Source organism: Parasphingopyxis sp. CP4 (genome assembly GCF_013378055.1).
Classification (GTDB): Bacteria; Pseudomonadota; Alphaproteobacteria; order Sphingomonadales; family Sphingomonadaceae; genus Parasphingopyxis.
This window is the reverse complement of the sequence record NZ_CP051130.1, coordinates 2,744,646-2,756,966: the sequence shown is the minus strand read 5'-3', so window position 1 is coordinate 2,756,966 and position 12,321 is coordinate 2,744,646. Positions and strand designations below refer to the sequence as shown.

11 protein-coding genes are annotated in these 12,321 nt (G+C 59.2%); 6 read left to right on the top strand and 5 right to left on the bottom strand.

Annotated elements, in window-relative coordinates:
• Positions 1–70 precede the first annotated feature (70 nt).
• On the top strand, positions 71–1,069 hold the full coding sequence (locus tag HFP51_RS13545; protein ID WP_176876241.1) for an adenosine kinase: 999 nt from the start codon (positions 71–73) through the stop codon (positions 1,067–1,069).
• Positions 1,070–1,096: 27 nt separating this feature from the next.
• Here HFP51_RS13545 and HFP51_RS13540 read toward each other — a convergent pair whose 3' ends face one another.
• Positions 1,097–2,527 carry a sodium-dependent transporter gene (locus tag HFP51_RS13540; protein WP_176876240.1) on the bottom strand — a complete coding sequence of 477 codons (1,431 nt, stop codon included), beginning with the start codon at positions 2,525–2,527 and terminating at the stop codon, positions 1,097–1,099.
• A gap of 41 nt (positions 2,528–2,568) precedes the next feature.
• Positions 2,569–2,949: a histidine triad nucleotide-binding protein gene (locus HFP51_RS13535; protein ID WP_176876239.1), complete on the bottom strand. Its 381-nt coding sequence runs from the start codon at positions 2,947–2,949 to the stop codon at positions 2,569–2,571.
• A 121-nt stretch (positions 2,950–3,070) separates the two neighbouring features.
• Here HFP51_RS13535 and HFP51_RS13530 point away from each other — a divergent pair, with 121 nt between their 5' ends.
• The 3 genes from HFP51_RS13530 to HFP51_RS13520 all read left to right on the top strand — a co-directional run bounded on the left by HFP51_RS13530 (position 3,071) and on the right by HFP51_RS13520 (position 6,088).
• Positions 3,071–3,541, top strand: a complete 471-nt coding sequence (locus tag HFP51_RS13530; protein WP_176876238.1) for a hypothetical protein — start codon at positions 3,071–3,073, stop codon at positions 3,539–3,541.
• A gap of 142 nt (positions 3,542–3,683) precedes the next feature.
• On the top strand, positions 3,684–4,364 hold the full coding sequence (locus tag HFP51_RS13525; protein ID WP_176876237.1) for a PEP-CTERM sorting domain-containing protein: 681 nt from the start codon (positions 3,684–3,686) through the stop codon (positions 4,362–4,364).
• Positions 4,365–4,459: 95 nt separating this feature from the next.
• Positions 4,460–6,088, top strand: coding sequence for a tetratricopeptide repeat protein (locus HFP51_RS13520; RefSeq protein WP_176876236.1), 1,629 nt, complete (start codon positions 4,460–4,462; stop codon positions 6,086–6,088).
• On the opposite strand, the gene HFP51_RS13515 is transcribed toward HFP51_RS13520, so the two are convergent.
• Together HFP51_RS13515 and HFP51_RS13510 are read right to left on the bottom strand one after the other, a co-directional pair.
• On the bottom strand, positions 6,085–7,371 hold the full coding sequence (locus HFP51_RS13515; protein WP_176876235.1) for an MFS transporter: 1,287 nt from the start codon (positions 7,369–7,371) through the stop codon (positions 6,085–6,087). The genes HFP51_RS13520 and HFP51_RS13515 overlap by 4 nt on opposite strands.
• Before the next feature lie 3 nt (positions 7,372–7,374).
• A complete protein-coding gene (locus HFP51_RS13510) occupies positions 7,375–7,839 on the bottom strand; it encodes a MaoC family dehydratase (protein WP_176876234.1) in 465 nt (154 codons plus the stop codon).
• 78 nt (positions 7,840–7,917) lie between these two features.
• Here HFP51_RS13510 and HFP51_RS13505 point away from each other — a divergent pair, with 78 nt between their 5' ends.
• Complete coding sequence (locus HFP51_RS13505; RefSeq protein ID WP_176876233.1) at positions 7,918–8,469, top strand: flavin reductase family protein; 552 nt, start codon at positions 7,918–7,920, stop codon at positions 8,467–8,469.
• Between the two features lie 123 nt (positions 8,470–8,592).
• On the opposite strand, the gene HFP51_RS13500 is transcribed toward HFP51_RS13505, so the two are convergent.
• Complete coding sequence (locus HFP51_RS13500; RefSeq protein WP_176876232.1) at positions 8,593–10,119, bottom strand: acetyl-CoA acetyltransferase; 1,527 nt, start codon at positions 10,117–10,119, stop codon at positions 8,593–8,595.
• Between the two features lie 166 nt (positions 10,120–10,285).
• On the opposite strand from HFP51_RS13500, the gene HFP51_RS13495 reads away from it, so the two are divergent.
• The gene (locus tag HFP51_RS13495) at positions 10,286–12,301 is read left to right on the top strand and encodes an amidohydrolase family protein (RefSeq protein ID WP_176876231.1); all 2,016 of its coding nucleotides are present in this window, start codon (positions 10,286–10,288) and stop codon (positions 12,299–12,301) included.
• Positions 12,302–12,321 lie beyond the last annotated feature (20 nt).

The following is a 12,321-nucleotide window of genomic DNA, read 5'->3' as shown; positions in this document are numbered from 1 at the left end:
TTGCGCCATGGGCGGCGCACGGCTAGGGCCTGCGCAACTTTCTTACCCTCCAATACCCCGGAGCTCATCCATGTCCGAACCCACTCTCGATATCATTGCCATCGGCAATGCGATTGTCGATGTCATCGCCCAGGCCGACGAAAATTTCATTGCGTCGGAAGGCTTGGAAAAAGGCGCGATGCAGCTGCTCTTCACGACCGAAGACGCCGAAGCGCTCTACGCCAAGATGGGTCCGGGCGTTGAAGCGAGCGGTGGATCGGCTGCCAATACCGTGGCTGGTATCGGTGCGCTGGGCGGCTCGACCGGCTTTATCGGCCAGGTGGCCGATGATGAGCTGGGCAAGGTATTCAAGCACGACATCACAGCGCTGGGCGTAAAATTCGATACGCCGATGCGTGATGGCGATCCGGCTACGGCGCGCTGCCTCATCCTGGTGACGCCGGATGGCGAGCGGACGATGAATACATTTCTCGGCGCCGCACAACATCTGCACGTTTCAGACCTCGACAGCGATCTGATCGAAAGCGCTGCGATCCTCTATCTGGAAGGCTATCTCTGGGATCCGGAAGATCCGCGTGTCGCGATGGAGAAGGCAATTGATATTGCCCATAATGCCGGCCGCCGCGTTGCCTTCACCCTGTCAGACGGCTTTTGCGTTGATCGCCATCGCGGCGATTTCCTGCGTCTGATTGAAGAGGGACGGATCGATATCCTGTTCGCCAATGAAGACGAGATCAAATCACTTCACGAGACGGACGATTTCGACGCCGCGGTCGCCGCAACTGCTGCCAAGACGCCGCTGCTTGTTGTTACACGCAGCGAGAAGGGCGCAATTGCCGTCCAAGATGGCGAACGTACCAGTGTCGCCGCCGAGCCGATCGACCAGATTGTCGATGCCACCGGCGCCGGTGACCAGTTTGCCGCCGGTTTCCTCGTCGGCCAGACCGAAGGTCGGTCAATTCAGGATAGCCTCGTCATGGGCGCTGTGTGCGCGGCCGAAGTGATCCAGCATTATGGACCACGGCCCGAGCATGACATGAAAGCCTTGATCAAGGCACGCCTCGGCTAAGCAGACATCGCGCCAGGATCGGCAGGCCTAGCTTCCCAGCAAGCCCGGGAAGAGGCCGAAGACCAGGATCAGCGCCACTCCAATCGGGGCAAGCCAGGCGACAAGGAAACGCCAGACGACGAACATGCCGCCTTCCAGGCCGGTTTCATTTTCGACCAGCTTGCGGTCTGCGCGCCAGCCGACAAATATCGACGTCAGCAGCGCGGCCACGGGCAACATTACCTTGCCGGTAAAGCCATCGATCGTATCGAAGATATTGGTCTCCGCGAAAATCGACCAGAAGCCGAGCAACCGGACATCGCTCAACACATTGAGCGACAACAGACAGAATATGCCGACGACAAAGGCCGAGAAGCTGAAGATGAAGGCTGATTTCGGGCGCGACCATCCGCGCTCGTTGATCCCCCAGCTGGTCGGTGCTTCCAGTAGCGAAATTGAACTGGTGAGCGCAGCAAAGAAGATCAGCACGAAGAACAAGAACCCTACGATCGACCCAGCCGGCATCTGCTGGAATGCAACAGGCAGCGACTGGAATACGAGGGTTGGCCCTGCGGCAGGATCAAGACCCACGGCAAACACAATCGGGAAAATCATCAGACCGGCAATGATTGCGACGCCAGTATCGGCAAAGGCGATCATGCCTGCAGTTGGCGCAAGCTTTGTCTCCCGGGAGACATAGGCACCATAGGTCATCAGGGCGGCTGAACCGAGACTCATCGAAAAGAGGGCCTGGCCGAGCGCCGTGTTCATCACCGGCGCTGTCAGCTTGGAGAAATCCGGGGTGAAGAGAAACGCCACGGCCTCGCTGAAATTGCCAAGAAACGCACCATAGATGGTGATACCGATGAGCAGCACGAAAAAGGCTGGCATCAGATAGGTCGCCGCTTTCTCGATCCCGTCATGCACACCCCGGGCAACAACCGCGAAGGTGATGCCCATAAATACCGTATGCATGGCAATCAGCAGAGGAATATCGGTGAAGAGATCGCCCATTCGCTGGGAAATGGTTTCGGTTGTCTCGCCCTGAAGAGCACCGGCAAAAGGCGCGCCGGAGCCGATAGCGCTGAGCAAATCCCGGCCCATCACACCGGCATAATAGATCACCCAACCAGCCACGACGCTGTAAAAGCTGAGGATCAGGAAGGCACAGAGCACTTCGATCCAGCCCAAGGTGGCCCAAGCGCCGCTGCGGCCCGATTCCGCCGCAACATTGCGCACGCTGCCAATGGCATCGCTGCGTCCAGCGCGGCCAACCAAGATCTCGGAAAGCACCAGTGGAAGCCCGATCAGGACGACACAGCCGATGTAGAAGAGCACGAACGCCCCACCGCCATTTTCGCCGGCAAGCGTCGGAAAACGCCAGACATTACCCAGACCAACGGCAGCGCCAACCGCTGCCAGGACAAAGGCCCATCGCGAGGACCAGCCCTCGCTCGTCTGATGCGTTGCTCCCGCCATCGATACTCTCCCCTATTCTTTTGTTGCGCGATACCTAGCGCCTAGCCGCGCGCAAGCATAGGGCCGAGCGGTCTGCCGCCAAACAGGTGCACATGGAGATGGGGAACTTCCTGATGGCCGTTCCCGCCAATATTGGCCAATAGTCGATAGCCGGGCTCTACCAGATCGAGATCGCGGGCGATCTTGCCGACGGTCCGTACGAAGTGGCCAACCTCCGCGTCAGACGCATTGGTGCTGAAATCGTCCCAGCTCACATATTCGCCCTTGGGGATGACAAGTACATGGATTGGAGCCTGGGGATTGATATCTTTGAAGGCGAGAACGGCATCATCTTCATAGACCGTCTCATTTGGGATTTCCCCGCGCAGGATCTTGGCGAAGATATTCTCAGGATCATAAGGCTGGGTGGCGTCGATCGGCATGGCTGCTCCTGTCATGGCTCGCGAAAAACATTTCGCGATCATCCTAGCCTATGATCCGGATCACAGCATAGCCGCTTGTGAAGCCTAAATATGCGGGAACAGCTATCCAAGGACTTAGACGATGAAGAAAACAAGTTTGGCCATTCTCGCAGCGCTCGCCCTTGCGACGACAACGCTGGCAACGTCCGCCCAAGCACAGACCCGGGGGTTCGTGCCATGCGATGATCACTGGTCATCCAGCTTCTTTGCCCTGTCGGTCGGGCAGAATGGCGAAGGCATTCGCAGTTTTTATCAGGGCAGCGTTTTGCTGCTCCACATCAATACCGATGAACCGGCCTTTTTCCCCGAAGGCGTCATCCTGTTGATGCCGGACGGCGATGGATCGGCCGGCCCGATCGGACGCCATTGTTTCGTAAACTGGGGTTTTTCGATGATCGATGTGGACGCGAGTCACGCCACCTATGATCCGACCCGCGGCCTGAGCCTGACGATCCCGGCGAGCAATACGAGCCCCGCCGATTATCAGGTGCGCGATGCCTCGGTGCGCGTGTTGATCAACGTCGGCCAAGGCACTGTCACGCCCCTTAGCTGACGTTACGGAATCCGGGAGATTTACCGTACCGATCTGGAACATGTTGATGGTAAACGAAATTATTACGTGTTTACCATATCGCTCAACAAAAATTTAACGTTTACAATTTATTAATGGACTCGCTCATTAGGGAGTCTGTTCAATGACAAAGCACCTACTGGCAGCAATAATCGCATTTTGGGGGATCGCGACGAGCCAGACGGCATATGCCGAGATACTAACGTACGACGTCTTCAATCACAGCAATCAAGGGACTCACGGACTGTGGACCAACCGCAGCTTTGCAGACCAGACATGGTCCTTCCAGCCCGGTGCGACCTTCGTGCTCGATACCGATGCGGGAACCGGCACACTTTCGGCGACCATGCTCAACAATCTTGGTCGGCCTACCCAGCTTGAACTCACATTCTCGGGATTGATCGATTCGCTGGAGGATTTCGACCCACCGGCCACCTACAAAGACGGCGGCGGGGCTTATAACCCCGCTGTGCAGGATTTTTTCACCGGCGCGAGCGGTACCTTTGATTATGACGGGTTCAGCACGCCATTTCGGATCAACGAGGACGATCCATTCGCTGGCTACACCGTGGTGCAGTTCGGCCCGGGTGCAAACGATATGAATAGTGAGTTCGGTCTGTCGGCCTGGCTTAACTTTCTGACCCCGAGCGGCCGTTACACACCGCACTGGGATATCAATGCGCGCCTCGTATTGCGGCCGTCGACCGAAGTGCCCGAGCCGGCACCGCTTGCATTGCTGGTCATCGGTCTTGCGGGCCTCATCATCGGCCGACGACGGGGCAAGAAGAAAGTGGCGACGGCCTAGAAGCGAACAGAGTATCAGCGCATAACATCGCCTTAACACTCTGCTGCTAGTCCACGCCCTGCGCTCCCTTGGGGGGAAGAAGCAGGAGGCACATCGTGCCACGTCATCTTCCCATTGCGCTTGCCGCAATTCCCGTCTTGTTAGCTGGGTGTGGCGACACTGGGCCGCCGCTTGAACAAGCAGAGGCAGCGTTCGCCCAAGGCCACTATTCCGACACCCGCGTCCATCTCGCCAATGCCATCGATGCGACGCCCAATGATCCAGAGGTGCGTATCCTGCTCGGCCGTGCAGCGCTGGCGCAAGGTGATGGCTTGCTTGCGGAAACTGCGATCGAGCGGGCGATAGACCTGGCTCCCGAGCGCGGTCACACGCTCGCTGCTTATCTCGCTCATGCGCATGTTTTGCAGGGCGATCCCGAAACGGCGCTAGCCATCCTGGGCGAACAATCCGGCGACATCTATAGCTTGCGTATTCGCGCCCAGGCGCTGCTCCAATCGGATGAGGCCGATCAGGCCTGGACGGTCATCGAAACCGGCCTTGCCAGTGATGGCGATGATTCCGACATGCTGGCTCTGGCCGGACAATACAGACTCGCGACCGGCAACATCGCCCATGCGGTTATCTATGGCATGCGGTCGCTTGAAAGTGACGCGCCAGGCGTCGAGGCCTATCTCCTCAATGGACGGATTGCATCCATTCGGGGCGATCTGGATACCGCACTTTCCCATTATGAATCTGGACTCGAACGCTATCCCGAGCATCTCCAGCTGCACATTGCCGCTGCAGCGATCTATGCGGACCGCGGTGACACGGATGCGCTGAACCGCTCCATTACCCAGATCGAGACCACGCAACCCGGCCATCCTGCTGCCATCTTCATCCTCGCCCGTAACGCAATGGATCGTGGCGATCTGGAACGGGTACGGGAATTGGCCCCCGCGCTCGAACGCCGCACACGCAATGCGCCGCCCATACAGTTGCTCCTTGGCGAGATGGAAATTCAACTCGGCAATAATGAACTTGGTATCCGCTGGCTGACCGATTTCCGACGCTTCAATCCGTATCATGCGAAAGCAAGCTTCCTGCTTGCCCATGCACTGCTCGGCAGCGGCGAGCCGCAACGCGCCTATGCCGTAATCTCGGAAGCCGCTGGGAGAGCCAATGCATCGCCCCAGGCCGTAGCACTCGCGGCGCGGCTCGCCCGACAAATCGGATCCCTCGATGCGGACCGCCTCGCCCGACGGGCCTCTGCGCCCAGCCTTGCTGCGGTGTCGCGACAGCTCGAGGCCGCCCAGCAAGCAATGGTCGACAATGATTGGGACGCAGCGGCTAATCACTACGCCAGATTGCTGGACAGTGGCTATGAAGACCACCCGACAATCCTCAACAATGCGGCGATGGCCAGTCTCCGCGCGGAACGGCCTGAACAGGCTCTGCGTTTTGCCGAACAAGCCCACGCGCTTTTACCCGATGATCCATCAATCGTCGACACGCTCGGCTGGGTGCGGCTCGAAACCGGAGGAAGCCGGGCCGCTGCTCTCAGTCTGTTGCAACGCGCGGCACAGCTTGACCCCGGGAATGCACAAATTCGCTGGCATCTGGCACAGGCGCTCGCTGTAAATGGTCGCCGCGCCGATGCGCGGGCCGTTGCCGCCTCTTTATTGCCGATTGTCTCCGATGAACAGCGCACGCAGATTGAAGCATTCCGCGAAGCACTGGCCTAGCTGGGCGCGGCTACCTTTTTGGCTTTGAGCGCTGGTGCGGCGATCAGATACATGATCGCCGCTGCAATCACGATCACGCTCGCGCTCGACATGGCATAGCGCAGGCCATCGACGCCATAGCTGGCCGAAAACCCATCGCTCAGCAAGCCGACCACAACTGGCCCAACGCCTATGCCAAGACCCGAAGAGAACAGGATATACAGCGATGCGGCTACCGCGCGCTCAGACGGATCGGTGCGCAGCTGAATCAGGGCCGCCGACGGACCAAGGCAGAGCTGGGCAAAAAAAGTGCCCGCCGCAAAGACCAATGTCGCTATCATCACTGTTGAACTGAACGGCGCTACCACGAGCAACGGAAAGGCGATGAGCAAACCGATCGCGGGCATCCAGCACTGCCAGCGCGGATCACGTTTGACGAGCATGTCGCTCAAAACACCCCCGGCAATCGTTCCCGGTAGTCCGCCGATAATGATCCCGAGTGCTGCGTAGAGCCCGACTTCAGCGGCACCAAGCTCAAATACGCGCCGATAGAGCGGCGGGGCCCAGTTCGCCGCGATGTAGGCCATCATCACGGCCAGCGCATGGCCGAGTGCCACAAACAGGAACACGCGATCCGTGAAGAGCCGCCGCACCGTATCGAGAAAGGGCGGACGATCCGTCCGCACCGGCGTTTCGGACAGACGCCCGCGTTCCGGCTCCCGCACCGTGAAATAGACCAGCGCGGCGATCAGCAGGCCCGGCAGGCCGACAATGAAAAACGCATAGCGCCAGCCATAATATTGGGTGACATAGCCGCCGATCAGCACACCGATAATCGCGCCGGCTGGTGCAGCAGCGGTCAGTATCGCAAGCGCGCGGCTAAGCTCTGTCTTGTGATAATAGTCGGCCAATGTGGACTGGGTCGGCGGCGCGCACCCCGCCTCTCCCACGCCAACAAAAATGCGCGCGACCAACAGGTGCCAGAAATTGCCCGCCAGCCCGCATGCGGCGGTCGCGACGCTCCAGATCGCGCAGGCCGCAGCAACAATTTTCATCCGGTTCGCACGGTCAGCCAATCGCGCAATCGGAATGCCAAGCGTCGAATAGAACAGCGCAAAGGCAAGGCCGGACAAAAGCCCAAGCTCAGTATCGCTCAATGCGAATTCGAGTTTGATATCCTCGAGCAGCACCGATAGCACCTGCCGGTCGGCGAAGTTGAAGAAATAGGTGATGGTGAGAACAGCAAGGACATAATGTCGATACTGTCGATCCGGCATCTCCGCAGCAGCGGCTGAGATTGCCATCCGCTAGGCCGTATCCGCCGGTTTCTTGCGTTGCAATCCGGATCGCTTGCAGCTCGCGACGAGATCGCCATGCTGGTTAAACGCCCGATGTTCGAAGGTCACGATCCCTTGGTCGGGCCGCGACTTGCTGTCCCGCAGATCCACCACCTCGGTTTCGATGCGCACCGTATCACCGTGAAACAGTGGCTTGGGAAAGCGGACATCGTCCCAGCCGAGGTTGGCGACTGCCGTACCCAAAGTCGTGTCGCCGACGGAAATCCCGACCATCAGCGACAGCGTGTAACAACTGTTGACGATCCGCGTGCCGAATTCGGTCTCCGTCCGGCAGTATTCCTCGTCGAGATGCAGCTGAGCCGGGTTATGAGTCATGGTCGTAAAGAGCACATTATCCGTTTCGGTAATGGTGCGCCGGATCGGGTGATCGAATGTCTGCCCCACTTCAAGCTCATCGAACCATTTGCCTGCCATAATCACTGCTCCATCCCAAAGGTCGTGCGCCTTCCCTAGCAAGAAGAACGGCGGACACAAATCAGATGCGGGGAGCGCATGCCGGTTGGCCTGCGGCAAGAGCGCCGCTATGGCCTCGACATGGCCAACGACACCCATGATTTCAGGACCGGTTCCGACAGCCGCACCTTGCGCGACGCACTGGGTTGCTTTGGCACCGGGGTGACCGTGGTGACGACACTGGACCGCGACGATCAACCGGTCGGCTTGACGGCAAATAGCTTTACCGCCGTATCGCTCGATCCCGAACTACTGCTCGTTTGCCTGAGCCGCCAATCGCAAACCTTACCCTGGTTCCAGCGCGCCGAGGCCTTTGCCGTCAATGTACTGCATATCGGCCAACAGGATGTCGCTCAGCTATTTGCGACACCTGGTGCAGATCGGTTCGAGAAAACCGAGTGGCAATCCTGGTCAACCGGCGTGCCGATCCTTGGCGATTCCCTTGCCAATTTCGAATGCGCGAAGTTCGCCGAATATGATGGCGGCGATCATATCATCCTGCTCGGCCGCGTAATCCGTGTCCGTTACGACGCCGAACAGGACCCGCTGCTCTATTTTCGCGGCAGCTATCGCGAGCTGCATTTCGATTGATCAGCCGCGCGGTTCAGTCCGCTGGACGTCATTGCGAGCGCAGCGACGCAATCCAGGACGGCTAGGCACAGCGCCAGCGCTTCTGGATTGCCGTCTCGGCTAACGGCTCCTCGCAATGACGATCTAGGAAAAGCTGAAGATGTTGCGTCCCTCGTCCGATCGCACCGATACGCTCCGCCCAACGGGTTCGCCCGCCTCCAGTATCGCCATTGTCTCGCTATCGTCCTCCGCGGGATTGGCGACAATCCGCGCGCCATCGTCGGTGCGGGCCACAATGGCCGCAACCGTCGCCTTGCGCCCCGGCACGATCGTATAGCTGTCGATCACGGCAGGGCCGCTATGGCTGTCACGGACCTCAAGCGTATCGTCCCGGCCCGGCAGCGTCTTGAACCGTCCGTTGCTCCAATCGGCCGGTTGGCGCGAATAGATGCCGGTCGAATATTTGCTCATAAAGCCGCCATTGGCGCCAACCAGCGCATAGCCTGTCGCATCATCACGCAGCTTCTGGATGGCCTCGACAATCGCATGGCCGGAATAATTATTACCTGCACCGCCGAAGAAAGGCAGCCCGCCGGTCAGCGTCAATCCGCGCGGATCGTCAGGCGCGATGTCAAAGGCTTCGCTGATGTTCGTCACGGCAATCGCAAAACAGCTGTAGAGATCAAGATAGGTCATTGCCGCCATATCAACGCCGGCCATATCCAATGCATCGCCCACCGACGCGATTGAGGCAGCGCTCTTCGCCATATCCGGACGTTCGAGTACCGAAAGTTCCTTGGCATCGGTCACCGCATGGATATGCACCCAGCGATCTTCGGGGATTCCCAGCTCGCGCGCTTTGCCAACCGAAGCGATCACAATCGCGGCCGCCTGGTTCACCTGGTCCCGGGCAACCGTCATCCGCGTATAGGGCTCGGCAACAATGCGATTGCGTTCGGTAACGGTCGCCAACTCCTCAGCAGTCCTTGCCACTGGAGCGGCCGCATAGGGATTGTTCGCCGCAACCTCGCTAAAGGGCGCAAATAATTCACCAATTTCAAGCCGATAGTCCGCAAGATTCATACCGCGTTCCGCACGCCGGGCATTGTCGAACAATGCATAGAGCGAGATCGGTGTCGCCAGGCCATGGGCGATCAACGTTGAATCGAGCAGGCCGCGCATACCAAAGCCGCGATCTTCCAGCTCGCCATCAATCTCTTCGGACCAGTCCGGCTTTTCGCCTTTCTTGCTGAGCGCGAGCACCGTCGAAATGGCTTCCGACCCAACAATTGCGCCGACGCTTGATCGCCCCTCGGCAATGTCCGTCGCCAGCTCGCCAACCAGTTTTTGTGGCCCCTGTCCGCCGACAATCTCGAGGATCGCGCGCGCAGGGTCAGCGCCAACCCGCTTGCCGTAGGAGCGCGGGACATTGTTGGACTTGCCGAACGGTGCAACGGCGTTGGGCACCGAAATCTCAAACTGACGGATGGCCGCGATCGTATCGATAGCATCAGCGACATCGCCGGTCGCGGCCGTATCCGCTATCGCCGCAGCGAGCGCTTCGCCGCCGAGATCCATCGCCGAGAGCGCCTTGTAATCGCTATCGTCGGGCCGTTCGGCATATTGGCCGACGCCGATGATTACCGGGGTCGTGTCTGCAAGATCGCTCATCGCCTGTCCTTCTTCGTCAAGCGCTCCTGAAAACACGAACCCGCGCCCGAGCGCAACCGCCAAATCGCGGTTTGCCCGCTGGTTTGCAGTGTGATGGCCGGAGCGCTATCCGGATTGGCACCACCACCTGCCCTCTCCATAGACTTTCACGCCAAGGATCCTCTCCATGCTCAAGAAACTGCTGCTCGCTTCGCTTGTCATTGCATCGCCCGCGGCTGCGGAAATGCGTGAATATCGGGCGCTCTCGGGCGGCAATGATGTCGGCCATCTGCGTGTCGATATCGAGGGCAGTCAGGTGACCATCGACTATGATTACAAGAATAATGGCCGCGGTCCGACTATCGCCGAAGAGCTGACCCTCGACGCCAATGGCTATCCGATCAACTGGCAGATCACTGGTGCTTCAACCTTTGGCAATCCGATTGATGAGATGTTCCGGATCGAAAACGGCATGGCAAGTTGGCGCGATGCGACCGGCACTGGCGAGGCCGCGCTTGGCGACGCGCGTTTCTATGTCGACCAGAATGGCAGCCCATGGAGTCTGGCATTGCTCGCCCGGGCATTGCTCGCCGACGAAGACAACAGCATGCCGATCCTGCCCGGCGGTTCGGCCAGGATAGTCGCGCATGGCGATGCAATCTTCGAAGGAAGTGACGGCCCGGTATCGGCAACGACCTATGAGCTTTCCGGGCTCGATCTCAATCCCGTCTATATCACGCTCGACGCCGACAACCGCCTGTTCGCCTTTGCCTCGCCGCGCTTTGCGGTGATCCGCGCCGGCTATGAGGCGGCTGATCAGGCCCTGCGCGAATATGCGCAACAGCTCTCAACCGAACGCTTTGTCCGTATCCAGGCCGAGGCCGCACGCAACTTTGATGGTCCGGTTCGCGTACGCAACGTGCATATCTTTGATCCCGAGACGATGACACGCAGCGGCCCGCATGCCGTGGTCTGGAACAATGAGCGGATCAGCTCGATCCAGCCCAATGACGCTCCTGCAACCGAAGGCGAAACCATCATCGATGGCGCTGGTGGCACGCTGGTACCGGGCATGTACGAGATGCACGGCCATATTTCTCAGAATGTCGCGCTGCTCAATATCGCCGCTGGCGTCACTTCCGTGCGCGATATGGGCAATGAGAATGACGTTCTCGACGGGCTCATCGCGCGCATAGAGGATGGCATGATTGCCGGGCCGCGCATCACCCGCAGCGGCTTTATAGAAGGGCTGAGTGAGTTCAGCTCGCAGACCGGCGAATTGGTCGAAACCGAAGCAGAAGCGCTCGACCAGGTCCGCTGGTATGCGGCCCGCGGCTTTCACCAGGTAAAGCTCTATAACTCGATGACGCCGGCATGGGCGCCGCGTTTGGTCGAGGAAGCGCATAGCCTCGGATTGCGCGTGGCCGGCCATGTTCCGGCTTTCTCGAACGCTAATGCGATGATCGAAGCCGGATTCGACGAGCTCACCCATATCAACCAGGTGATGCTGGGCTGGGTGCTCGAACCGGAAGAAGATACGCGCACATTGCTGCGGCTGACCGCACTTGACCGCCTGCCCGCGCTGGACCTCGATAGCGCGCCGGTCCAGCATACGATCAACCTGATGGCCGAGAATAGCATCGCAATCGATCCAACCATCGCGATCCATGAAAGCCTGTTGCTCGGCCGTAACGGCGAGATATCGCCCAGCTTTGTCGATATATTCGACAATATGCCGATCGGCCGACAACGCAGTCTGCAACAGGCCTGGGCGGACGTGTCGGCCGAGGGCGCGGATGAGCGGTATCGTGGTGCATTCGACCAAGTCATGCGAACAGTATCGATGATGCGCGAGCGCGGAATCCTGATTGTCCCCGGCACCGATATGGGCGGTTCATTCGCCTATCATCGCGAGCTCGAACTGTTCGAACGTGCTGGCTACACCGCGCCGGAAGTGTTGCGGCTCGCCACCCTCGGCATGGCCGAATATCTCGGCCAGGATGAAGATCTGGGATCGATCGAAGGCGGAAAATATGCGGACTTCTTCCTGATCCCGGGCGATCCGACACAGGATCTCGGCGCAATCAAATCGATCGCCATGGTTGTCGCCAATGGCACGGTCTATTTTCCGTCGGACATCTACCCGCATTTCGGCATCACGCCCTTCGCCGAAGCGCCGGAAATCGTCGAATCCGAAGACTAGCAACTACCGTTTTGTCATTG

Bases quoted from the DNA above. Each gene is read 5' to 3' on its own strand.
- HFP51_RS13540 (WP_176876240.1), bottom strand. From the start codon at position 2,527: ATGGCGGGAGCAACGCATCAGACGAGCGAGGGCTGGTCCTCGCGATGG.
- HFP51_RS13510 (WP_176876234.1), bottom strand. From the start codon at position 7,839: ATGGCAGGCAAATGGTTCGATGAGCTTGAAGTGGGGCAGACATTCGAT.
- HFP51_RS13500 (WP_176876232.1), bottom strand. From the start codon at position 10,119: ATGAGCGATCTTGCAGACACGACCCCGGTAATCATCGGCGTCGGCCAA.
- HFP51_RS13530 (WP_176876238.1), top strand. From the start codon at position 3,071: ATGAAGAAAACAAGTTTGGCCATTCTCGCAGCGCTCGCCCTTGCGACG.
- HFP51_RS13535 (WP_176876239.1), bottom strand. From the start codon at position 2,949: ATGCCGATCGACGCCACCCAGCCTTATGATCCTGAGAATATCTTCGCC.
- HFP51_RS13495 (WP_176876231.1), top strand. From the start codon at position 10,286: ATGCTCAAGAAACTGCTGCTCGCTTCGCTTGTCATTGCATCGCCCGCG.
- HFP51_RS13545 (WP_176876241.1), top strand. From the start codon at position 71: ATGTCCGAACCCACTCTCGATATCATTGCCATCGGCAATGCGATTGTC.
- HFP51_RS13505 (WP_176876233.1), top strand. From the start codon at position 7,918: ATGCCGGTTGGCCTGCGGCAAGAGCGCCGCTATGGCCTCGACATGGCC.
- HFP51_RS13525 (WP_176876237.1), top strand. From the start codon at position 3,684: ATGACAAAGCACCTACTGGCAGCAATAATCGCATTTTGGGGGATCGCG.
- HFP51_RS13515 (WP_176876235.1), bottom strand. From the start codon at position 7,371: ATGGCAATCTCAGCCGCTGCTGCGGAGATGCCGGATCGACAGTATCGA.